The organism is Roseateles sp. Mitsp63 (assembly GCF_059491535.1).
Window position 1 is genome coordinate 6,038,876 of sequence record NZ_CP168509.1, and the last position, 21,541, is coordinate 6,060,416.

General features: G+C 70.4%; 18 protein-coding genes. 9 read left to right on the forward strand and 9 right to left on the reverse strand.

The features are described 5' to 3' along the window. Nucleotides 1-13: 13 nt before the first annotated feature. The 8 genes from ACEN96_RS26175 (at nucleotide 14) to ACEN96_RS26210 (ending at nucleotide 13,774) form a co-directional block, all read left to right on the forward strand. Nucleotides 14-1,279 carry a CaiB/BaiF CoA transferase family protein gene (locus tag ACEN96_RS26175; protein WP_495585927.1) on the forward strand — a complete coding sequence of 422 codons (1,266 nt, stop codon included), beginning with the start codon at nucleotides 14-16 and terminating at the stop codon, nucleotides 1,277-1,279. After that, entirely contained in the window at nucleotides 1,276-2,034 is a 759-nt protein-coding gene (locus ACEN96_RS26180; RefSeq protein ID WP_495585928.1) for an alpha/beta fold hydrolase, read from the forward strand. The genes ACEN96_RS26175 and ACEN96_RS26180 overlap by 4 nt, the downstream gene beginning before the upstream one ends. A 414-nt stretch (nucleotides 2,035-2,448) precedes the next feature. Beyond that, the gene (locus ACEN96_RS26185; protein ID WP_495585929.1) at nucleotides 2,449-3,618 is read left to right on the forward strand and encodes a hypothetical protein; all 1,170 of its coding nucleotides are present in this window, start codon (nucleotides 2,449-2,451) and stop codon (nucleotides 3,616-3,618) included. A 74-nt stretch (nucleotides 3,619-3,692) separates the two neighbouring features. Beyond that, a complete protein-coding gene (locus ACEN96_RS26190) occupies nucleotides 3,693-4,202 on the forward strand; it encodes a TlpA disulfide reductase family protein (RefSeq protein ID WP_495585930.1) in 510 nt (169 codons plus the stop codon). A 179-nt stretch (nucleotides 4,203-4,381) separates the two neighbouring features. Continuing rightward, the gene (locus ACEN96_RS26195; protein ID WP_495585931.1) at nucleotides 4,382-5,917 is read left to right on the forward strand and encodes an MdtA/MuxA family multidrug efflux RND transporter periplasmic adaptor subunit; all 1,536 of its coding nucleotides are present in this window, start codon (nucleotides 4,382-4,384) and stop codon (nucleotides 5,915-5,917) included. Nucleotides 5,918-5,942: 25 nt separating this feature from the next. Beyond that, nucleotides 5,943-9,176, forward strand: coding sequence for an MdtB/MuxB family multidrug efflux RND transporter permease subunit (locus tag ACEN96_RS26200; RefSeq protein ID WP_495585932.1), 3,234 nt, complete (start codon nucleotides 5,943-5,945; stop codon nucleotides 9,174-9,176). Beyond that, on the forward strand, nucleotides 9,173-12,310 hold the full coding sequence (locus ACEN96_RS26205) for a multidrug efflux RND transporter permease subunit (RefSeq protein ID WP_495585933.1): 3,138 nt from the start codon (nucleotides 9,173-9,175) through the stop codon (nucleotides 12,308-12,310). Before ACEN96_RS26200 ends, ACEN96_RS26205 begins: the two co-directional genes overlap by 4 nt. A gap of 15 nt (nucleotides 12,311-12,325) precedes the next feature. After that, nucleotides 12,326-13,774 (forward strand): efflux transporter outer membrane subunit, encoded by a 1,449-nt coding sequence (locus ACEN96_RS26210; RefSeq protein ID WP_495585934.1) that lies wholly within the window; start codon nucleotides 12,326-12,328, stop codon nucleotides 13,772-13,774. A 136-nt stretch (nucleotides 13,775-13,910) separates the two neighbouring features. Here ACEN96_RS26210 and lipA read toward each other — a convergent pair whose 3' ends face one another. Both lipA and lipB read right to left on the reverse strand, forming a co-directional pair. Further along, nucleotides 13,911-14,909, reverse strand: a complete 999-nt coding sequence (lipA, locus tag ACEN96_RS26215) for a lipoyl synthase (RefSeq protein WP_495585935.1) — start codon at nucleotides 14,907-14,909, stop codon at nucleotides 13,911-13,913. Between the two features lie 31 nt (nucleotides 14,910-14,940). Then, nucleotides 14,941-15,609 carry a lipoyl(octanoyl) transferase LipB gene (gene lipB / locus ACEN96_RS26220; protein ID WP_495585936.1) on the reverse strand — a complete coding sequence of 223 codons (669 nt, stop codon included), beginning with the start codon at nucleotides 15,607-15,609 and terminating at the stop codon, nucleotides 14,941-14,943. Between the two features lie 61 nt (nucleotides 15,610-15,670). On the opposite strand from lipB, the gene ACEN96_RS26225 reads away from it, so the two are divergent. Continuing rightward, nucleotides 15,671-16,348 carry a tetratricopeptide repeat protein gene (locus ACEN96_RS26225; RefSeq protein ID WP_495585937.1) on the forward strand — a complete coding sequence of 226 codons (678 nt, stop codon included), beginning with the start codon at nucleotides 15,671-15,673 and terminating at the stop codon, nucleotides 16,346-16,348. Nucleotides 16,349-16,363: 15 nt separating this feature from the next. Here ACEN96_RS26225 and ACEN96_RS26230 read toward each other — a convergent pair whose 3' ends face one another. The 7 genes from ACEN96_RS26230 to ACEN96_RS26260 all read right to left on the reverse strand — a co-directional run bounded on the left by ACEN96_RS26230 (nucleotide 16,364) and on the right by ACEN96_RS26260 (nucleotide 21,522). Continuing rightward, nucleotides 16,364-16,657: a DUF493 family protein gene (locus tag ACEN96_RS26230; protein WP_495585938.1), complete on the reverse strand. Its 294-nt coding sequence runs from the start codon at nucleotides 16,655-16,657 to the stop codon at nucleotides 16,364-16,366. 24 nt (nucleotides 16,658-16,681) lie between these two features. Then, nucleotides 16,682-17,563, reverse strand: a complete 882-nt coding sequence (locus ACEN96_RS26235; RefSeq protein WP_495585939.1) for a D-amino acid aminotransferase — start codon at nucleotides 17,561-17,563, stop codon at nucleotides 16,682-16,684. 130 nt (nucleotides 17,564-17,693) lie between these two features. Next, nucleotides 17,694-18,863: a D-alanyl-D-alanine carboxypeptidase family protein gene (locus ACEN96_RS26240; RefSeq protein WP_495585940.1), complete on the reverse strand. Its 1,170-nt coding sequence runs from the start codon at nucleotides 18,861-18,863 to the stop codon at nucleotides 17,694-17,696. Between the two features lie 24 nt (nucleotides 18,864-18,887). After that, nucleotides 18,888-19,529 (reverse strand): alpha/beta hydrolase, encoded by a 642-nt coding sequence (locus ACEN96_RS26245; protein ID WP_495585941.1) that lies wholly within the window; start codon nucleotides 19,527-19,529, stop codon nucleotides 18,888-18,890. A 16-nt stretch (nucleotides 19,530-19,545) separates the two neighbouring features. Then, a complete protein-coding gene (locus ACEN96_RS26250) occupies nucleotides 19,546-19,878 on the reverse strand; it encodes a (2Fe-2S) ferredoxin domain-containing protein (protein WP_495585942.1) in 333 nt (110 codons plus the stop codon). After that, nucleotides 19,875-21,086, reverse strand: coding sequence for a VanZ family protein (locus ACEN96_RS26255; protein WP_495585943.1), 1,212 nt, complete (start codon nucleotides 21,084-21,086; stop codon nucleotides 19,875-19,877). The genes ACEN96_RS26250 and ACEN96_RS26255 overlap by 4 nt, the downstream gene beginning before the upstream one ends. A gap of 7 nt (nucleotides 21,087-21,093) precedes the next feature. Further along, nucleotides 21,094-21,522 (reverse strand): CopD family protein, encoded by a 429-nt coding sequence (locus ACEN96_RS26260; protein WP_495585944.1) that lies wholly within the window; start codon nucleotides 21,520-21,522, stop codon nucleotides 21,094-21,096. Nucleotides 21,523-21,541 lie beyond the last annotated feature (19 nt).

A 21,541-nucleotide genomic window follows, 5' to 3' on the forward strand; every position in this document is an offset into this window, starting at 1 on the left:
CCACAATGCCCCGATGAGCGAAGCGAACCCCCTCCGTCCCTCCGCCATGGCCCTGCAGGGCGTGCGCGTGCTGGATCTCTCCCGTGTGCTGGCCGGGCCCTGGTGCACGCAGACGCTGGCCGACCTCGGCGCCGACGTCATCAAGGTCGAACGTCCCCCGAAGGCCGGCCACCCCGGGGGGGACGACACCCGCGGCTGGGGGCCTCCCTACTTGAAGGACCGCGACGGGCAGGACACCGCCGAGGCGGCCTACTACCTGGGCGCCAACCGCAACAAGCGGTCGATCGCCATCGACATCGCCAGCCCCGAGGGTCAGGCCTTGATCCGCGAACTCGCGATGCGCGCGGACGTGCTGGTCGAGAACTACAAGGTCGGCGACCTGACCCGCTACGGCCTGGACGCCGAGGCGCTGCGGGCGCTCAATCCGCGGCTGGTGTTCTGCTCGGTCACCGGCTTCGGACAGACCGGCCCCTACAGCGACAGAGCGGGCTACGACTACGCGGTCCAGGGCCTGGGCGGCCTGATGAGCGTCACCGGCGAGGCCGACGCGCTGCCCGGCGGCGGCCCGCAGAAGGTGGGCGTCGCGGTGGCGGACCTGTTCACCGGCATGTACGCCACCGTCGCGATCCTGGCCGCGCTGCGGCACCGCGACGCGACCGGCCAGGGCCAGGTCGTCGACATGGCCCTGCTCGACACCCAGGTGGCGATGCTGGCCAACCTCGGCGCGAACTACCTGGCCACCGGCCAGGCGCCGCGGCGCATGGGCAACGCGCACCAGAACATCGTTCCCTACCAGGTGTTCCACGCCAATGACGGGCACCTGATCGTCGCGGTCGGCAACGACGGCCAGTTCGTCAAGTTCTGCGAGCTCCTCGGCCTGCCCGAGCTGCCGCGCGATCCGCGCTATGCGACCAACGCGCAGCGGGTGCGCCACCGCGGCGAGCTGGTCCCGCTGCTGGCTGATCGCATCGCCAGCCAGTCGCGCCAGCACTGGCTGGACGCGATGGAGGCGGCCAAGGTGCCGGGCGGCGCGATCAACGACCTGTCCGAGGTCTTCGAGGATCCGCAGGTCCGGCATCGCGGCATGGTCGTCGAGATGGACCATCCGCTGAGCGATGCGCTGCGCGTCGTCGCCAGCCCGATGAAGCTATCCGGGACGCCGGTGGCCTACCGATTGCCCCCTCCGCTGCTGGGGCAGCACACCGAGGAAGTCCTCGGCGAGCTCGGCCATGGCGCCGAGGCGATCGCCGCATGGCGCAAGGAAGGAGTCATCGCATGAGCAGGGACGGACAGGCCAGCGGGCCGGATTCCGGCGTGAACATCGTCCTGGTCCACGGCGCGTGGCTGGGCGCGTGGGCGTGGAAGCGGGTGCTGGGGCCGCTGCGGGCGGCGGGACATCGCGTCTTCCCGGTCACGCTCAGCGGGGTCGGGGAACGCGCGCATCAGCCGCATGACGGCATCCGGCTGCAGACCCACATCGATGACGTCAAGGCGGTCATCGAGTGCGAGGAATTGAGCGACGTGCTGCTGGTCGGCCACAGCTACAGCGGCATGGTGATCACCGGCGTGGCGGACCAGATGCCGGAGCGCATCGCGCGGCTGGTCTATCTGGACGCCGTGGTGCCGGAGCCGGGCGAGAGCTGGTCCAGCCGGCATACGCCGGAAACGCAGGTCCAGCGGCGCGAGCTGATCTCCAGGTTCGGACACCTGCCGGTGACCGAGCCGAATGGCATGGGCCTCAAGCCGGAAGACTTCGACTGGATGATGCGGTGCCAGCGGCCGCAGCCGGGAGGCGTCTATGACAGCCCGCTCGCATTCGACAAGGCGGCATGGCTGCAGCGGCCGCGCACCTTCATCGACTGCGACCGTCCGGCGCTGCTCACCATCGCGGCGGCGCGCGAGCGCGCGCGCAGCCAGCCCGGCTGGGAGCTCTTCGAGATCCATACCGGGCACCAGGTGATGGTCTCCGCGCCCCAGGAACTCACCGAGCGCCTGTTGATGCTCGCGGACCGTCAGGCAAGAGAACTTCGGTAGGCCGCTGGCCCTCACCCCTCCCGCATGCGGGCGAGGGGGCAAGAAGAGCCGGGCGGCGCAGTAAACCCCCTCGCCCCAGCGGGGAGAGGGAGGGGAGAGGGGGCTCGTGCCACAGCGCTGCTGCCCTTCGAAGCACCCCCTCTCCCCCACCCTCTCCCCCCTCGCGGGGGGCGAGGGAGTTGGTCAGCAGCAGCGCTTGACACGGTTGCTCTCCCGCAAGCGGGCGAGGGAGTTGAAGAAAAGAGGACCACTTGCAGACGTCCGTTCCGATCACCGGACCGTGAGCCATTTCACGCCATCCAGACAGGTGGCGCCTTGCCCCCGAGTCACGGGATGGCCGGTCCTGGGGCCGCGCGGAACCATGGCGCCTCCCAGCCCCGGCCTGCCGCCGGTGGAACAAGACAATGAGAGAGCATGTCCCGCCCGCCCCTCACCGTTGCCGCGCCGTTGGCCGCCAATGACATGGCGCAACGTCCCAGCGATTCGCAATGGGGCGACATCGTCCAGCAGCTCGGCGCCGAGATCGCCGGCCCGCTGAGCGCGGCGCTGGAGCGGATCCAGACCTTGATCAGCACCGGCCAGATCGACCGCCAGGGCCTGCGCGCGCTGCGCGACTCGGTGGCGCAGGCGCGCGAGGCCGGCATGGTGAGCCAGCAACTGGCCCGTCTGGCCTCCGGCCGGCTGCGGCTGTCCCGCGAGCGGGTCCATCTGACCCAGGTGCTGCGCACCGTCCTGACGCAGCGCAGCCGCGAGACGCAGGCCCGCGGCATCCAGATCCGCCAGCTGCTGCAGCCGATCGAGGTCATGACCGACGCCTCGCTGCTGTTCTCGCTGCTGAACGCGGTGATGGACTGGGCGCTGCTCAACACCCATTCCTCGCTGGAGATGCGCCTGGACCTGACGCCCTGGCCGGCCAAGGCGCGGCTGATGTGCCGTTTCGCCCACCGCTCGCTGGACCTGGGCAGCGCGCCCTCGGCGGCGATCCACGAGCCGCCCGAGTCGCTGAACTCGCTGACCTGGCGCCTGATCGAGCAGACCGCGCTGACGCTGGGCGCGCTGCCGCTGCGCGAGGACGAAGCCGGCATCACGATGCTGACGCTGGAGTTCCCGCACGTCGCGATGGACGAGCCCGGCCTGCAGCAGGGCGAGCCGCCGCCGCCGCGCCCGGACCGGCCCGAGCTCGACGATCCGGCGCCGTCGCACAACTCCAAGCCGCTGGCCGGCTGCCACCTGCTGATCGTGTCGCCGCGCCGCGAGCTGCGGCAGGAGATCCAGGGCGCCGTGCGCCACATGGGCCTGATCATCGATGCCGTCGCCTCGATGGACGAGGCGATGCACTTCTGCGAGGAAGGCCTGCCGCACGGCATCGCCTTCGAGCAGTCGCTGCGCGATGGCGGCTTCGACCGCCTGCGCGCCGACATCACCGGCGAGGTGCCCAACTTCAGCTTCATCGAGGTGCTCGACGGCGACCAGCAGACGCAGCTCTCCACCGCCACCTCCGACCACATGGCGCGGATCTCGCGCCAGAACCTCCAGGACGCGCTGCCCTCGGTGCTGCTGTTCGAGCTGTCCAAGGCGCTCTGAACACCCCGCCGGGCCCTGGACGCAAGTCCCTGCCGGGTGGCGGGCGGACGGGCCCAGGCATACACTCGCCCCCCATGAAGCTGCCACGCTGGTCTGGACTCCTCCTGCTCGTCGCCGCCGTCGGGATCGGCGCCGGCCTCGCCTATGAAGGCCTCAAGCCCGAGCCCGCCCCGCGGGTGGACTACGTGCTGCTGGACGGCTCCAAACACGCTTCCGCGCAGGCCTGGTCCGGCAAGGTGATGCTGGTCAACTTCTGGGCCACCTCCTGCACGACCTGCGTCAAGGAGATGCCGAGCGTCATCGCGACGCACCAGAAGTACAAGGACAAGGGCTTCGACACGCTGGCGGTGGCGATGAGCTACGACCCGCCGGCCTACGTCGCCAACTACGCCGAGACCCGCAACCTGCCCTTCGGCGTCGCGATGGACAGCACCGGCGAGATCGCGCGCCAGTTCGGCAAGGTCCAGCTGACCCCGACCACCTTCCTGATCAACAAGCGCGGCGAGATCGTCAAGCGCTTCGTCGGCGAGCCCGACTTCGCCGCGCTGCACGGCACGATCGAGAAGCTGCTCGCCGAAAGCTGATCCCCCGCGCGAGGGCCCCTCTCCCGGCCCTCGCCTCCCCGCCGATGCCGCTCCTCGAGCGGCATTTTTCATGGGCGTCGATCCGGGTTGGACCGGGCGCTTTGCGATTCTTTTCGCGGGCGACACCAGGCTGCTGTCGCCAGATACTAGGGTGGCGACATCACGCTTCGCCCGCCCGCATGAACACGAACAACAAGCCCTCTGGCGCGCCGGTCACCGGCCCCCTGTCCTCCTCCAGCGCGCCGGTGAGCCGGCGTCAGCGCGGCCGCGCGGCGCCCTGGATCCTCGGCCTCGTGGTGCTGGCCGCCGCGGCCGGCGGCTGGTGGTGGTGGAAGGGCCGCGGCGCCGACGGTGAAGCCGGCGGCCCGTCGCGCGCGGCCAGCGCGCCCGGCGGCGCGGCCGGCGGCGGCGGACGCGGTGGACGCTTCGCCGCCAATCGCGTGCAGCCGGTCTCGGTGATGCCGGCGCGCCTGCAGGACATCCGCCACACCGCCGCCGCGATCGGCACGATCAGCGCCTCCAACACCGCCGTGGTGCGCGCGCAGGTCAGCGGCGTGCTGCAGCAGATCCACTTCACCGAGGGCCAGCAGGTCAAGGCCGGCCAGACCCTCGCGCAGATCGATCCGCGCGCCTTCCAGGCCGCGCTCGGCCAGGCCGAAGGCCAGCTCGCGCGCGACAAGGCGACGCTGGACAACGCCCGCATCGACCTGGCCCGCTACAAGGACCTGCTCGCCAAGGACGCGATCGCGCGTCAGCAGGTCGACACGCAGCAGGCCACGGTCCGCCAACTCGAGGGCACCGTCAAGGCGGACCAGGCCAGCGTCGACAGCGCGCGGCTGCAGGTCACCTACACCAAGGTCCTCGCGCCGATCAGCGGCCGCGTCGGCCTGAAGCAGGCGGACATCGGCAACGTCGTGCAGACGGGCGACACCAGCGGCATCGTCAGCATCACGCAGACGCGGCCCATCGCGCTGACCTTCGCGGTGCCGTCGGCCCTGCTGCCGCGCATCACCGCCGGCCTCAAAGGCAGCACGCCGATGGCGGTCGAGGCCTGGAGCCGCGACGGCAAGACCCGCCTGGCCACCGGCAAGCTGGCCACCGCCGACAACGCGATCGACCTCACCACCGACACGATCAAGCTCAAGGCGCTGTTCCCGAACGAGGACGACGCGCTCTTCCCCAACCAGTCCGTCAGCGTGAAGCTGCAGCTGGCGACCGAGCAGAACCGCCTGGCCGTGCCGGCCGCCGCGGTGCTGCGCGGCGCGCAGGGCTTCTACGTCTACGTCGTCGGCGCCGACGGCACGGTCAACACGCGCGTGGTCCAGACCGGCGCGGTCGACGGCGACTGGATGGCGGTGGACGGCCAGATCGAACCCGGCGAGCGCGTGGTCATCGACGGCGTCGACCGCCTGCGCGAAGGCGCCAAGGTCGAGGTCATCGCCGCCGATCCGAAACAGCGCGCCGGCGCCAACGCCGCGCCACGCCGCGGCCGCGGCGCGAGCGGCCCGCATGGCGCGGCCTCCGCCGCGTCCGGTGCCTCGGCCGCGAGTGGCGCCTTGGCTGACTGGGGCGAGCGTCCGGCCTGGCTGGACCGCCTGCCGCCGGAGCTCCAGGACAAGGTCATGAAGATGAGCCCCGCCGAGCGCGAAGCCTGGATCGCCGAGCGCCGCGCCGAGCGCGCCAGGCGCCAGGCCGCGTCCGGCGGCGGCAACTGAACGGCGGGAGCGCCAGGCCATGGCCATGAACCCGTCCCGTCCCTTCATCGAGCGGCCGGTCGCGACCTCGCTGCTGATGCTGGCCATCCTGCTGGCCGGCCTGCTCGCCTACCGGCTGCTGCCGCTGTCGGCGCTGCCCGAGGTCGACTACCCCACCATCCAGGTCACGACGCTGTATCCGGGCGCGAGCCCCGACGTCATCTCGACCACCGTCACCGCGCCGCTGGAGCGCCAGTTCGGGCAGATGCCGGGGCTGAACCAGATGACCTCGTCGAGCTCGGGCGGCGCGTCGGTGATCACGCTGCGCTTCTCGCTGGGGCTGTCGCTGGATGTCGCCGAGCAGGAGGTGCAGGCCGCGATCAACGCCGGCGGCAACCTGCTGCCCAGCGACCTGCCGATGCCGCCGGTCTACAGCAAGGTCAACCCGGCCGACGCGCCGGTGCTGACGATCGCGGTGACCTCGCCCTCGCTGCCGGTGATCAAGGTCCACGACCTGGTCGAGAACCGCCTCGCGCCCAAGCTGTCGCAGGTGGACGGCGTCGGCCTGGTGAGCATCGCCGGCGGCCGGCGGCCGGCCGTGCGCATCCAGGCCAATCCGCGCGCGCTGGCCGCGCTGGGCCTGTCGCTGGACGACGTGCGCAGCGCCATCGCCGCGGCCAACGTCAACCAGGCCAAGGGCAGCTTCGACGGCTCGCAGCGCGCCTCGACCATCGACGCCAACGACCAGCTGCGCTCCGCCGCCGAGTACCAGAACCTGATCATCGCCTGGAAGAACGGCAACCCGCTGCGCCTGAGCGACGTGGCCGAGATCGTCGACGACGCCGAGAACCTGCGCCTGGCGGCCTGGGCCGACACCACGCCCGGCGTGATCCTGAACGTGCAGCGCCAGCCCGGCGCCAACGTGATCCAGACCGTCGACCGCGTGAAGGCGCTGCTGCCCAAGCTGCAGGGCACGCTGCCCGCGTCGGTCGACGTGCAGGTGCTGGCCGACCGCACCACCACCATCCGCGCCTCGGTCGACGACACCGAGATCGAGCTGCTGCTCGCGATCGCGCTGGTGGTGGCGGTGATCTTCCTGTTCCTGCGCAGCGGCAGCGCCACGCTGATCCCCAGCGTCGCGGTGCCGCTGTCGCTGGTGGGCACCTTCGGCGTGATGTACCTGGCCGGCTTCTCGATCAACAACCTGACGCTGATGGCGCTGACCATCTCGACGGGCTTCGTCGTCGACGACGCGATCGTGATGATCGAGAACATCGCCCGCTACGTCGAGGAAGGCGACTCGCCGATGGAGGCCGCCTTCAAGGGCTCCCGGCAGATCGGCTTCACCATCATCTCGCTGACGGTGTCGCTGATCGCGGTGCTGATCCCGCTGCTGTTCATGGGCGACGTGGTCGGCCGGCTGTTCCACGAATTCGCGATCACGCTGGCGGTGGCCATCCTGATCTCGGCCTTCGTGTCGCTGACGCTGACGCCGATGATGAGCGCCCGGCTGCTCAAGCCGGAGACCGAGCAGCGGCATTCGCGCCTGGGCAGCTGGTTCGGCGAGAGGTTCGAGGCCCTGATCCAGGGCTACGGCCGCGCGCTGGACTGGGTGCTGGACCGTCCGGTGCTGACGCTGCTGGGCTTCGCGGCGACGCTGGCGCTGACGGCGCTGCTCTACGTGATCGTGCCCAAGGGCTTCTTCCCGGTGCAGGACACCGGGCTGCTGCAGGTCATCACCGAGGCGACGCAGAGCACCTCCTTCGATGCGATGAGCACGCGCCAGCAGAAGCTGGCCGAGGCCTTCCTCAAGGATCCGGACGTCGACCACATCGCCTCCTTCATCGGCGTGGACGGCGCGAACGCGTCCTTGAACACCGGCCGCATGCAGATCACGCTCAAGCCTTTCGCGCAGCGCCGCGCGTCGGCGGCCGAGGTGATCGCGCGGCTCGGCGACCTGAACCGCCAGGTGCCCGGCATCACCGCCTACATGCAGCCGGTGCAGGACCTGACGATCGAGGACCGCGTCTCCAAGACGCAGTACCAGTTCCTGATCAGCTCTCCGGACGCGGGCGACCTGCAGAAGGCCAACGACCTGCTGCTGGAGCGGCTCAAGGGGCTGCCACAGCTGGCCGACGTCGCCAGCGACCTGCAGAACCAGGGCCTGCAGGCCTGGGTGCAGATCGACCGCGAGGCCGCCGGACGGCTGGGCGTGACCATCGCGGCCATCGACACCGCGCTGTACAACGCCTTCGGGCAGCGGCTGATCTCGACGATCTACACGCAGGCCAGCCAGTACCGCGTCGTGCTCGAGGCCGCGCCGGAGTTCCGCAGCGGCCCGCGCGCGCTCGAGGGCCTCTACGTGCCGGGCACCACGACGACGACCGGTGCCGCCGGCACGCCGCAGACCAGCACGGTGCAGGTGCCGCTGAACTCGGTGGCGCAGATCGTCGAGCGGCCGGCGGCGCTGGCGATCAACCACGTCGCGCAGTTCCCGGCGGCGACGATCTCGTTCAACCTGCCCCCCGGCGTCGCGCTCGGCGACGCGGTGAAGGCGATCAAGGCGGAGCAGGCGCAGCTGGACCTGCCCATCAGCGTCGAGACCAGCTTCCAGGGCGCGGCCGAGGCCTTCAGCAATTCGCTGTCGAGCACGCTGTTCCTGATCCTGGCGGCGGTGGTCACGATGTACATCGTGCTGGGCGTGCTCTACGAGAGCTACATCCATCCGGTCACCATCCTGTCGACGCTGCCGTCGGCCGGCGTGGGCGCGCTGCTGGCGCTGCTGGCCGGCGGGCTGGACCTGGGCATCATCGCGATCATCGGCATCGTGCTGCTGATCGGCATCGTGAAGAAGAACGCGATCATGATGATCGACTTCGCGCTCGAGGCCGAGCGCGAACAGGGCCTCGATCCGCGCGCCGCGATCCACCAGGCCTCGCTGCTGCGCTTCCGGCCCATCCTGATGACGACGATGGCCGCGCTGCTGGGCGCGCTGCCGCTGATGCTGGGCACCGGCGTCGGCCATGAACTGCGGCATCCGCTGGGCGTGACCATGGTCGGCGGCCTGATCGTGAGCCAGCTGCTGACGCTGTTCACGACGCCGGTGATCTATCTCGGCTTCGCGCGGATCGCGCAGCGCTGGCGCGAACGCCGTCGTCGCCGCGACTCCGGCCCGGGGTCTGGATCGGAGGGGGCGGGCCCGAGCGCCGGGCCGCCCCAAGCCGGGCCCGACCCTCTCGGAGGGTCGATCGCCGTACCCGGCGATCGGGGTGCCCCATGAACATCTCGGCGCCGTTCATCGCCCGGCCGGTCGCGACGACGCTGATCACGATCGGCATCGCGCTGGCGGGGATGCTGGGCTACCACTTCCTGCCGATCGCGCCGCTGCCGCAGGTGGACTTCCCGACGATCTCGGTGTCGGCGTCGCTGCCGGGCGCGAGCCCGGACACGATGGCGGCGACGGTGGCGACGCCGCTGGAGCGCGCGCTGGGCAGCATCGCCGGCGTGACCGAGATCACCTCGCGCTCGTCGCTGGGATCGAGCAACGTGACGCTGCAGTTCGATCTGAACCGCGACATCGACGGCGCCGCGCGCGACGTGCAGGCCGCGATCAACGCGGCGCGGACGCTGCTGCCCACCGGCATGCCGAGCAACCCGACCTATCGCAAGGTCAACCCGGCCGACGCGCCGATCATGATCCTGGCGCTGACGTCGCAGACGCTGACGCGCGGCCAGATGTACGACACGGCCTCGACGGTGCTGGCGCAGCGCCTGGCGCAGGTCGCCGGCGTAGGCCAGGTCAACGTGGGCGGCGGCGCGCTGCCCGCGGTGCGGGTGGAGCTGAACCCGGACAAGCTGGCCGCCAACGGCATCGCGCTCGATCAGGTGCGGCAGGCGATCGGCAACACCAATGCCAACCGGCCCAAGGGCGCCGTCGAGCAGTCCGGCCGCTACTGGCAGATCGGCGCCAACGACCAGGCGCGCGCCGCGTCGGAATACGCGCCGGTGGTGCTGTCCTACCGCGACGGCGCGGCGCTGCGGCTGCGCGACGTGGCCGAGGTGGTGGACTCGGTGCAGGACGTGCGCAACTATGGCGCGTCCAACGGCCAGCCGGCGATCCTGCTGTTCATCCAGAAGGAGCCCGGCGCCAACATCATCGAGACGGTGGCGCGGGTGCGCGAGCTGCTGCCGCGGCTGCAGGCCTCGATCCCGCCGGCCATCGAGCTCAAGGTCATCAGCGACCGCACGCCGACGATCCGCGCCTCGCTCGACGAGGTGCAGCGCGCGATGGCGATCGCCATCGGCCTGGTGATCCTGGTGGTGCTGCTGTTCCTGCGCAGCTGGCGCGCGACGCTGCTGCCGGCGGTGGCGGTGCCGGTCTCGCTGGCGGGCACCTTCGGCGTGATGTACCTGTGCGGCTACAGCCTGGACAACCTGTCGGCGATGGCGCTGACGGTGGCCACCGGCTTCGTCGTCGACGACGCGATCGTGGTGCTGGAGAACATCACCCGCTACATCGAGCAGGGCCTCACGCCGGTCGAGGCCGCGCTGCGCGGCGCGCGCGAGATCGGCTTCACCGTGATCTCGATCAGCCTGTCGCTGATCGCGGTGTTCATCCCCATCCTGCTGATGGGCGGCGTCGTCGGGCGGCTGTTCCGCGAGTTCGCGGTCGTGCTGTCCTCGGCGATCCTGGTGTCGATGATCGTCTCGCTGACGACGACGCCGATGATGGCCTCGCGCGTGCTGAAGGCGCGCAAGGAACCCGAGCCCGGCGCGCGCCATCGCAAGGGCTGGTTCGCGCGGCTGGCGGCGCGCTTCAACCGCGGCCTGGCGCGCGGCTACCGGCGCTCGCTGATGTGGACGCTGCGGCATCAGCCGGTGGCGCTGCTGTCGCTGGTGGCGGTGATCGCGCTGAACGTGCACCTGTACGGCGCCATTCCCAAGACCTTCTTCCCGCAGCAGGACACCGGCGTGCTGATCGGCGGCGTGCAGGCGGACCAGGGCAGCTCGTTCGAGATGATGCGCAAGCGCGTCGACCGCTTCATGGCGATCATCCTGTCCGACCCGGCGGTGCAGAACGTCAACGGCAACACCGGCGGCGGGCAGCGCAACTCGGCCAACTTCTACATCACGCTCAAGCCGCTGAAGGAGCGCGGCGTGTCGGCCGACCAGGTGGTGAACCGGCTGCGCGACAAGATGGCGCACGAGCCCGGCGCCAACCTGTTCATGGTGCCGGTGCAGGACATCCGCATCGGCGGCCGGCAGGCCAACGCGCAGTACCAGTTCACGCTGCAGGCGGACGACCTGGCGGTGCTGCGCGAATGGGAACCGCGCGTGCGCAACGCGCTGAACAACCTGCCGGAGCTGACCGACGTCAACACCGACCAGCAGGACAAGGGCGTGCAGACCTCGCTGGTGATCGACCGCGACGCGGCGGCGCGGCTGGGCGTGACGGTGAGCACCATCGACACGACGCTGAACAACGCCTTCGGCCAGCGCCAGGTGGGCGTGATCTACAACCCGCTGAACCAGTACCGCGTGGTGATGGAACTGGCGCCGCAGTACCTGCAGGGGCCGGAGACGCTGCGCAAGCTCTACGTCACGAGCAGCGCCGGCGCGCAGGTGCCGCTGTCGGCGTTCAGCCGCTTCGAGACCACCAACACGCCGCTGTCGGTGAACCACCAGAGCGGCACCCCGGCCTCGACGATCAGCTTCAACCTGCCCGAGGGCGTGTCGCTGTCGCAGGCCACCGACGCGATCAACAACGCGATGGCGGAGCTGGGCGTGCCGGTGTCGCTGCGCGGCACCTTCTCGGGCACGGCCAATGCGTTCCAGGACGCCCTCAAGTCGCAGCCGATCCTGATCGGCGCGGCCATCATCGCGATCTACCTGGTGCTGGGCATGCTCTACGAGAGCCTGGTGCATCCGGTGACCATCCTTTCGACGCTGCCGTCGGCCGGGGTGGGCGCGCTGCTGGCGCTGATGATGTTCAACACCGAGTTCTCGATCATTGCCTTGATCGGCGTGATCCTGCTGATCGGCATCGTGAAGAAGAACGCGATCATGATGATCGACTTCGCCATCGCGCGGCAGCGCACGACGGCGCACCTGACAGCGGGCGCGGCGATCTTCCGCGCCGCCAAGCTGCGGCTGCGGCCCATCCTGATGACGACCTTCGCCGCGATCTTCGGCGCGGTGCCGCTGGCCATCGGCAGCGGCGACGGCGCCGAGCTGCGCAAGCCGCTGGGCATCGCGATCGTCGGCGGCCTGATCCTGAGCCAGCTGCTGACGCTGTACACGACACCGGTCGTGTTCGTCACGATGGAGCGGCTGCGCCAGCGCGTGACGAAGCGCCGCGCGCTCACGCCTTCGATGAATCCCGAGCCGCCCGCGGCTCCGACCCTGCAGGGCTGAAACATGCCGACCCCGATGACCTCGACTTCATGCCTTCGTCCCTCGCTGTCCGCCGTGGCGGCGGCGGTACTCGCCGCCCTGGTGAGCGGCTGCGCGGTGACGCGCGTCGACCCGCCCGCGCCGGTCGCGGCGCCGGCGCAGTACCAGGAGGACGGGCTCTGGAAGAAGGCGCAGCCCGGCTCGGCCGAGCCGGTGCCCGATCAATGGTGGACGCTGTTCGACGATCCGGTGCTCAACGACTTGCAGCAGCGGCTGGTGATCGGCAACGAGAACCTCAAGGCGGCGGTGGCGCAGGTCACGGGCGCGCGGGCGGCGCTGGACGCGAGCCGCTCGGCGCTGTTCCCGACGCTGTCGGCCGGCTTCTCGGGCACGCGCAGCGCGAACCCGGACAGCAACGCGGGGAACGGCAACGCCGGGAATGGCTCGATCAGCCGCGGGCCGGCGAACAGCGTGCAGGTCTCGCTGAACGCGAGCTGGGAAGCCGACCTGTGGGGCAAGCTGCGCCTGGCCAGCGAGGGCGCGAATGCCTCGCTGCAGGCGAGCGCGGACGATCTGGCCGCGGCGCGGCTGAGCGCGCAGGCGACGCTGGCGCAGACCTATTTCTCGCTGCGCACGGCGGAGGCGCAGGAAGCGCTCTACGACCGCAGCGTGAAGGCCTATGAGCGCTTCCTGGACCTGACGCAGGCGCGGTACCAGAGCGGCGTCGCCGCGCGCAGCGACGTGCTGCAGGCGCAGACGCAGCTGCGCACGGCGCAGGCGCAACTGCTGGAGACGCGCTCGACGCGCGCCCAGCTGGCGCACGCGATCGCGGTGCTGCTGGGGCTGCCGCCGTCGGCGCTCGAGATGACGAAGAACGCGGCGCTGCCGAGGGCGCCGGAGGTGCCGGCGATGCTGCCGTCGCAGTTGCTGGAGCGGCGTCCCGACATCGCCGCGGCGCAGCGGCGCGTGGCGGCGGCGTACGCGCAGATCGGCGTGGCCGACGCGGCGTACTTCCCGTCGCTGACCTTGTCGGCGAGCGGCGGGTATCGCAACGGCACGCTGAGCAACCTGCTGTCGGCGCCCAACTTGTTCTGGTCGATCGGGCCGTCGCTGGCGGCGGCGATCTTCGACGGCGGGCAGCGCAAGCTCGCGAGCGCGCAGGCCCGTACCAGCGCGGAGGTCGCCACCTCGACCTATCGGCAGACGGTGCTGACGGCGCTGCAGGAGGTCGAGGACAACCTGATCCTGGCCGACCATCTGCGTGAGGAGGCGCGGCTGCAGCAGGAGGCGGTGGAGTCGGCGCAGCGCAACCTGGAACTGGTGACGGACCAGTACCGCGCGGGCACGGTGTCCTTCCTGGATGTCACCACCGCGCAGAACAGCGCGTTCAACGCGGAAGCCTCGCTGCTGTCAGTGCGCAACCGGCAACTGGCGGCGATCAATCTGCTGCTGAAGAACGTGGCGGGGCGGTGGACGCCGGCATAAGCGGAATGCCGGGAGCCCGGCCCTCACCCCGCCCTCTCCCGCAAGCGGGCGAGGGAGTAAGACAGGACTGCCCGCACTTGCCTTGCGCAAGAACTCCCTCGCCCGCTTGCGGGAAAGGGGGTGAGGGCAACCCGCCTTACGCCGAGATCTGCGCCTTCTCCAGCGCGGCATGCGCCTGCTGGTCCGCGTGGTAGCTGGAGCGCACCATCGCGCCGACCGCCGCGTGCGTGAAGCCCATCTTGTAGGCCTCTTCCTCGAACATCTTGAAGGTGTCCGGGTGCACGTAGCGGCGCACCGGCAGGTGATGCCCCGACGGCGCCAGGTACTGGCCGATCGTCAGCATGTCGATGTCGTGCCCGCGCATGTCGCGCATGACCTGGAGGATCTCCTCGTCGGTCTCGCCCAGGCCGACCATGATGCCGCTCTTGGTCGGCACGCCCGGCACCGCTTCCTTGAAGCGCTTGAGCAGGTTCAGGCTGAACTGGTAGTCCGAGCCCGGACGCGCTTCCTTGTACAGGCGCGGCGCCGTCTCGAGGTTGTGGTTCATCACGTCCGGCGGCGCCGCCTTCAGGATGTCCAGCGCGCGGTCCATGCGGCCGCGGAAATCAGGCACCAGCACCTCGATCTGCGTCGCGGGGCTGAGCTCGCGGACCTTGCGGATGCACTCCGCGAAGTGGCCGGCGCCGCCGTCGCGCAGGTCGTCGCGGTCCACGCTCGTGATCACCACGTAGCTCAGCTTCAGCGCCGCGATCGTCTTGGCCAGGTTCAGCGGCTCGTCCACGTCCAGCGGATCCGGCCGGCCGTGGCCGACGTCGCAGAACGGGCAGCGCCGCGTGCACTTGTCGCCCATGATCATGAAGGTCGCCGTGCCCTTGCCGAAGCACTCGCCGATGTTGGGGCAGGACGCCTCCTCGCACACCGTGTGCAGCTTGTGCTCGCGCAGGATCTGCTTGATCTCGTAGAAGCGCGTCGACGGGCTGCCCGCCTTCACCCGGATCCAGTCCGGCTTCTTCAGCTGCTCCGCCGGGACGATCTTGATCGGGATCCGCGCCGTCTTGGCTTGCGCCTTCTGCTTGGCGGTGGCGTCGTAGTCGGACGCGCTCTTGGCTTCGTGGGTGACGTTCTCGGTTGCCATCAGGCGTTCTCTCGGTTGCCTCGTTGGGGCCTCAGGGTTGGAGCTGGGCGCTGAGCCGATCCCCGAACCGCCGGGCCACCGTGGCCCAGTCCGTGAAAACCCCGAGTGTACCGAGGTCCACCGTCTGGAGCCCCGCGTACCCGCACGGATTGATGCCCAGGAAGGGCTTCAGGTCCATCGCGACATTCAGCGCCACGCCGTGGTACGTGCAGTGCCGGCTGACCTTGATCCCCAGCGCCGCGACCTTGCCCAGCCCCCGGAACGGGTCCGCCGGATCGGCCGGACCGGTCAGCGCGCCATGGGCGCCCGGGTCGTCCAGCCGCACGTAGATGCCGGGGGCGCCCGCCACCCGGTGGCCGGTCACGCCCAAGCCGTCCAGCGTCTGGATGACCGCGGTCTCGAGGCGGAAGACGTATTCCTTGACGAAGATCCCCAGCCGCTTCAGGTCCACCAGCGGATAGGCGACCACCTGCCCCGGCCCGTGATACGTCACCTGCCCGCCGCGGTTGGTCTGGACGACGGGAATGCCCTGGGCATCGAGCACGTGATCGGCCTGGCCCGCCAGGCCCTGCGTGTAGACGGGGTCGAACTCGCAGAGCCAGAGTTCATCGGGGGTGTCCGGGCCGCGGGCTTCGGTGAACGCGCGCATCGCGTCCAGCGTGGCCGCATAGTCGACGCGGCCCAGGGTCTTGATCAGCATCCCGGCATGCTAGCCGCGATGGGCCTAGCATCACCGCCATCGGGACATTCAGGAGTGCGCCATGCCGCGCCACATCACGCTCCTCGCCGCGACGGCGATCGCGTTCGGACTCGCGCTGCCCGCGGCGGCGGCCTCCGCGCCGTCCGCGCGCGTGACGCTGGAACAGGCGCTCGCCACCTATGAGCGCGGCGACCTGGCCGCCGCCGAGCGCCAGTTCCGGCAGCTCTCGCAACAGGGCGTCGCGCTCGGCGACTACAACCTCGCGATGATGCACCTGCGCTCGGAGGTGCCCAAACCCGATCCCCGCCTGGCGCGCTCGCTGCTCGTGCGCGCCGCCGGCCGGGGGCTGGTGCGCGCCGAACTGGCGCTGGGCCAGTTCCACGAGCAGGGCGAGGATGGCCGGCCCGACCTCGTCCAGGCCCAGGCCTGGTACCTGAAGGCGGCGGAACATGGCAGCGTCGACGCGCAGGTGGCCGTGGCCACCGCGTTCTATCTGGGCCGCGGGGCGGCCAAGGACTTCCCGCAGGCCGCGCAGTGGTACCGCGAGGCGGCCAAGGGCGGCGACGTCGGCGCGCAGTACCTGATCGCGTCGATGTACGAGTCCGGCCTGGGCGTCGAGCGCGATCTGCGCCTGGCGCGCTACTGGTACGACATCGCCGCGCGCAACGGCGACGAGGCCGCGCCCTACAAGCTCAAGGCCGTCGACGACGCGCTGGCCGCCGACGCCGGCACGATCTGATCGCGCCTGGATGCCTTAAAGGACGACCTTCACCATCGGGTGCGTGGTCAGCGTGCGATACAGCTCGTCCAGCTGTTCGCGGCTGGTCGCGGTGACGGTGATCGTCAGGCCGAGGTAGTTGCCGCCCTTGCTCGGGCGCTGCTCGACGGTCGAGGCGTCGAACGCCGGATCGAACTGCCGCGCGACGCTGACGATCGCCTCGAGGAAGCCCTCCACCTGCGCGCCCATCACCTTGATGGGGAACTTGGACGGGTACTCGATCAGCGATTGATCGGGCGGAATCGGGGCGTTGGTGAAGGGGGTCGTCATGATGGGATTCTCAAATGAAGCCGGTCAGAGGCTTTGCAAGGCCTTGGCCCGCTGGTACGCCTCGTAGAGCTTCGCGTAGACCGGTCCGGGCTTGCCGCGCAGCGCGCCGTGGCCCACCGGCTCGTGATCCAGCCGCGTCACCGGCGCGACCTCCTTGCTGGCGGAGGTCAGCAGGATCTCGTCGGCCGTCGGCAATTCCGTCTCGGCGATCGGACGCAGGTTGCAGGCGATGCCGAGCTCCTCGCAGAGTTCCTTCAGCACCCGCACCCGCACGCCCTCGAGCAGCGACTCGCCCGGCGGCGGCGTCAGCAGCGCGCCGTCGCGCACGATCCAGACGTTGCTGCTGGAACCCTCGGTCAGGTAGCCGTCGCGGATCAGCACGGCCTCGTCGGCGCCCTGGTCCACGGCCACCTGCCGCGCCAGCACGTTGCCCAGCAGCGAGGTGCTCTTGATGTCGCCGCGCTGCCAGCGGAAATCGCGTGCCGTGACGCAGCTCAGGCCCTGATGCCGCTGCTCCGGCGAGAGCGCGATCAGCGGCTGCGTGTACGCGAGCACCGTCGGCTCGATGTCCGCGGGCATCGCATGCCCGCGTGCCGCGACGCCGCGCGTGACCTGCAGGTAGATGGTCTGGTCCTCGACCTCCGGCAGATGCGCCACGAGGCTGCGCAGCAGGTCCAGCCAGGCCTCGCGCTCGTAGGGGTCCTCGATGCGCAGCGCCTTCAGGCTGCGGCCGAGCCGGTCCAGGTGGTCGTCGACGCGGAACAGCCGGCGTCCATGGACCGGGATGGTCTCGTAGACGCCGTCGCCGAACAGGAAACCGCGGTCCATCACCGGCACCCGGGCATCGCCGAGGCGGCCGAGATGGCCGTTCAGGTAGCAGGGCAGATCAACCCAGGACTGTGTCATCGGTGGCTCCCGCAATGTGGTCACGCCGAGCCATCGACTGTACGCCGCCGGCCCGGCCCGCCAACCCCGGCAAGCGGGGGTCCTTGGGGGGCACGGTCCGAGCGGTCCGCCCGGGCCGCTCAGCCCGCCATCACTTGATCCAGAGGCGGAGCGCGTCCCAGGCGCGGCCGAAGATGCCGGCCAGCGGCACCTCCTGCTGCACGACCAGCGGCACCTCGGCCACCGGCGCGCCGCCCGAGGTCGTCACCTTCAGCGTGCCCACGCGCTGGTTCAGCGCCAGCGGCGCGACCAGCGGATCGGTGCGCTGGATATCGGTCTTGAGCTTGCCGCCCTCGCCGCGCGGCACCGCGACGAAGACCGCGTCCGCCGCGCCCAGCTTGGCTTCCGGCGCCGCGCCCTTCCAGACCTTCACCGTGGTGATGGGCTGGTTCTTCTCGAACAGGCGCACCGCGTCGAAGGCCGCGTAACCCCAGTTCAGCAGCTTCTGGCTCTCGGTGGCGCGCGCCTCCTTGGAGGCCGTGCCCATCACCACGCTCAGCAGGCGGCGCTTGCCGTTGGGCACGTCGCGCTGCGCGCTGGCCGCCAGGCAGTAGCCCGCCGCGTCGGTGAAGCCGGTCTTGCCGCCGTCCACCGACGGGTCGCGTCCCAGCAGCATGTTGCGGTTGAACTGGCGGATCTTGTTGAAGGTGTACTCGCGCTTGGAGTAGTACTCGGCGTAGTACTGCGGATAGTCCTGGATCACGTGCGAGAAGATGACCGCGATGTCGCGCGCCGTCGTCTTGTGGCCCGGCGCGGTGATGCCGGTGACGTTGGTGAACGAGGTGTTCTTCAGGCCCCAGGCCTGCGCCTGCTTGTTCATCATCGCGACGAACTGCTCGACGGTGCCGCCCACGCCCTCGGCCAGCGCCACCGAAGCGTCGTTGCCCGACTGGATGATCATGCCGCGGATCAGTTCGTCGACCTTGGGCGTCATCGTCGTGTCGATGAACATCAGCGACGGATCGCCCTTGCGCTCGTCCCACGCGCGCTTGGAGATCGTCAGCGTCTGGTCCAGCGTCAGCCGCTTGGCCTTGAGCGCGTCGAAGACCACGTAGGCCGTCATCAGCTTGGTCAGCGAGGCGGGATCCTGCGGCGTGTCGGCATCGCGCTCGGCGAGCGTCTGGTGCGTCGTCAGGTCCAGCAGGATGAAGTTGCGCGCCGCGACCTCGGGCGGCGTCGGCGCCTGCGCGGCCGCGCCGGTCACCATCAGGAAGCTGGACAGGCCCACGCCGAGGGCCAGGGAGGCGAAGAATCGTTTCATGCGGGAGAAATCCTCAGGGACACCTCAGGCGCGCGCGGCGCCGGCGCCATGCCAGCTGCGCGTCACGAGGTTCTTGAGCAGCGGCAACTGCCCATGGAAGAAATGCCCGACACCGGGCACCACGATGACCGGCAGCGCCTGCGGGCGCGCCCAGTCGAGCACCGCCGGCAGCGGCACCACATCGTCCTGTTCGCCGTGGATCACGACGGTATCGGCCGGCACCGCCGCGACGCCGAAGCGGCTCGCGGCCGGACCGACCAGCAGCAGGCGCTCGGCGGGCTGCTCGAGCTTGAGCGCCGCCTGCGACGCGACGAAGCCGCCGAACGAGAAGCCCGCCAGCGCCAGCGCCAGCGGCACCGGCGCGTCGCGGAAGGCGGCGATCACGGCCAGCGCGTCGTCGACCTCGCCGCGGCCCTCGTCCCAGGCGCCGGCCGACTTGCCGATGCCGCGGAAGTTGAAGCGCACCGCGCGATAGCCCAGGTGCACGAAGGCGCGCGCGATCGTCTGCACCACCTTGTTGTCCATCGTGCCGCCCTGCGTCGGATTCGGGTGGCAGATCACGGCGACGCCGCGCAGCGGGCCGGCGTCGACCGCGGGTTCATCGACGGCGCATTCGATCTCGCCGGCCGGGCCGGCGATCTGTCGGCGCTGGGTCTGGGCATTCATGCGAGCGGGCTCCCGATCAACGGCCGACCGAGTCGTCCAGCACCAGCCGGTCGACGATCTCGCCGTGCTTGAGGTGGCGCTCGACGATCTCGTCGATGTCGCTGTTGTCGACGAACGAGTACCAGACCGCGTCCGGATACACGACCGCCACCGGGCCGCCGGCGCAGCGGTCCAGGCAGCCCGCCTTGTTCACACGCACGCCGCCCTTGCCCGCGAGGCCTTGCGCCTTCACTTGCTTCTTGCAGTGGTCGAAGGCCTCCTGCGCGCCGTGCTGGAGACAGGCGTTCTCGTTCTCGCGCTGGTTCAGGCAGAAGAAGATGTGGCGCTGGTAGTAGCTGGTCGAGCTCATCGTTCGATTGTAGTTTCAGGGTTTTCACCGACCGGCCGTCCGTGCGATCCGTCACGGCCCGCTTGTCCTTCAGAGCGCCCACCGGCGGCCGGCGGCGCCGGCGGGCGATCGGCCGCGCGGTCGCTCTGCGTGACGCCGTAGAGCAGCCACGCCAGCGCCGCGAAGGGCCACAGCCAGCCCACCCACTGCGCCAGTCCGTACATGTTGACGAAGCGGCCCTGCTCCCAGAACTGCAGGCTCTCGAGCAGGTAGGGATCAGCCGGCGCCTCGGCCATCAGCGCGATCAGCGCCGTCAGCACCACCAGGCCCCAGGCCGCATTGGCGCGGCGCGACATGAACGCCGCCAGCAGCGCGAGCGCGCCGCCCAGGATGAGGCCGGGCGCGGTCGTCGCGGTCAGCCAGGCCCAGGCGTGATCGGGGCCGAAGTTCAGCAGCGTCGACCAGGCCGTGGTGGTGATGCCGATCGCCGCCGCGCCCAGGACCAACGGGAAGCGCCGCCAGCCCGGCCGCGCCACCGACAGCGCCAGCAGGCACGGCGCCAGCAGGCCCATCGCGATGGCGATGGCCTCCAGGCCGGGCGGCAGCGGCAGGTCGTCGGGGAGTTCCTGCGGCGCCAGTTCCCAGGGGGTGTTCTCGAGCAGCATCTCGGCCCATTCGCGCAGGCGCGGGAAAAGCTGCCCCAGCCCCAGCGGCAAGGGCGCCGGATACAGCAGGCCCACAGGCCACAGCGCCAGCAGCGCCAGCGCGCCCGCGCTGTGCGGCGCGAACCAGCGCTCGCGCCAGCCGCTCCAGCGCGCCAGCCCGCCCAGCCGCAGCAGCGCCCAGGCGCAGAAGGCGCCCAGCCAGGCGCCGGCGCTGTTCAGCAGGAAATCGGCCAGCGAAGGCACCCGTCCCGGGAGGAAGTACTGCAGCGTCTCCATCGAGAACGACAGCAGCGGCAGCCCCGCCAGCGACAGGAGCAGCGCGCGCAGCAGGCCGCCGCCGCTGCGGATCACCGCCGAGAAGCACAGCAGCCCGAGCGGCCAGTAGCCGGCGACGTTCACCCAGATGTCGAAGCGCCCCCAGTAGCGCGGCCAGGGCAGGCCGACCACGCCGGGCCAGGGCAGGCTGGGCGGCAGCCGCCAGGGCCAGAACGGATAGAGGCTGGCGTAGAGCACCAGCACGGCGTAGCACAGGGCCAGCCAGGTGGCGGAGCTGCGCCGTTGCATCACCGGATCAGAACGGCTTGACGACGACCAGGATCACGATCGCCGCGAACAGCAGGATCGAGGCCTCGTTGAACACGCGGAACCACTTGTGGCTGCGGCGGTTGGCCATCAGCTCGAACTTGCGCAGGAACGCGCGGCAGACGTGGTGGTAGCCGATGGCCAGCACGACCAGGCCCAGCTTGGCGTGCATCCAGCCGTTGCCCGGCCCGCGGCCGATGCCGTAATGGCCCCACAGCGTCAGCCCGAAGATCAGCGCGAGCACCATCAGCATCGTGCTGAAGCGGTAGAGCTTCAGGCCCATCAGCAGCAGGCGCTCGCGCTCGGCATGGCTGTCGGACGGGACCATGGCCAGGTTCACGAAGATCCGCGGCAGGTAGAACAGTCCCGCGAACCACGCGGCGACGAAAATGATGTGGAGGGCTTTGATCCAGAGCATCGCGGCATTATGGATGGCG

Coding starts and splice junctions, on each gene's coding strand:
- ACEN96_RS26175 (WP_495585927.1), top strand. CDS start 14: ATGAGCGAAGCGAACCCCCTCCGTCCCTCCGCCATGGCCCTGCAGGGC.
- ACEN96_RS26180 (WP_495585928.1), top strand. CDS start 1,276: ATGAGCAGGGACGGACAGGCCAGCGGGCCGGATTCCGGCGTGAACATC.
- ACEN96_RS26185 (WP_495585929.1), top strand. CDS start 2,449: ATGTCCCGCCCGCCCCTCACCGTTGCCGCGCCGTTGGCCGCCAATGAC.
- ACEN96_RS26190 (WP_495585930.1), top strand. CDS start 3,693: ATGAAGCTGCCACGCTGGTCTGGACTCCTCCTGCTCGTCGCCGCCGTC.
- ACEN96_RS26195 (WP_495585931.1), top strand. CDS start 4,382: ATGAACACGAACAACAAGCCCTCTGGCGCGCCGGTCACCGGCCCCCTG.
- ACEN96_RS26200 (WP_495585932.1), top strand. CDS start 5,943: ATGAACCCGTCCCGTCCCTTCATCGAGCGGCCGGTCGCGACCTCGCTG.
- ACEN96_RS26205 (WP_495585933.1), top strand. CDS start 9,173: ATGAACATCTCGGCGCCGTTCATCGCCCGGCCGGTCGCGACGACGCTG.
- ACEN96_RS26210 (WP_495585934.1), top strand. CDS start 12,326: ATGACCTCGACTTCATGCCTTCGTCCCTCGCTGTCCGCCGTGGCGGCG.
- lipA (WP_495585935.1), bottom strand. CDS start 14,909: ATGGCAACCGAGAACGTCACCCACGAAGCCAAGAGCGCGTCCGACTAC.
- lipB (WP_495585936.1), bottom strand. CDS start 15,609: ATGCTGATCAAGACCCTGGGCCGCGTCGACTATGCGGCCACGCTGGAC.
- ACEN96_RS26225 (WP_495585937.1), top strand. CDS start 15,671: ATGCCGCGCCACATCACGCTCCTCGCCGCGACGGCGATCGCGTTCGGA.
- ACEN96_RS26230 (WP_495585938.1), bottom strand. CDS start 16,657: ATGACGACCCCCTTCACCAACGCCCCGATTCCGCCCGATCAATCGCTG.
- ACEN96_RS26235 (WP_495585939.1), bottom strand. CDS start 17,563: ATGACACAGTCCTGGGTTGATCTGCCCTGCTACCTGAACGGCCATCTC.
- ACEN96_RS26240 (WP_495585940.1), bottom strand. CDS start 18,863: ATGAAACGATTCTTCGCCTCCCTGGCCCTCGGCGTGGGCCTGTCCAGC.
- ACEN96_RS26245 (WP_495585941.1), bottom strand. CDS start 19,529: ATGAATGCCCAGACCCAGCGCCGACAGATCGCCGGCCCGGCCGGCGAG.
- ACEN96_RS26250 (WP_495585942.1), bottom strand. CDS start 19,878: ATGAGCTCGACCAGCTACTACCAGCGCCACATCTTCTTCTGCCTGAAC.
- ACEN96_RS26255 (WP_495585943.1), bottom strand. CDS start 21,086: ATGCAACGGCGCAGCTCCGCCACCTGGCTGGCCCTGTGCTACGCCGTG.
- ACEN96_RS26260 (WP_495585944.1), bottom strand. CDS start 21,522: ATGCTCTGGATCAAAGCCCTCCACATCATTTTCGTCGCCGCGTGGTTC.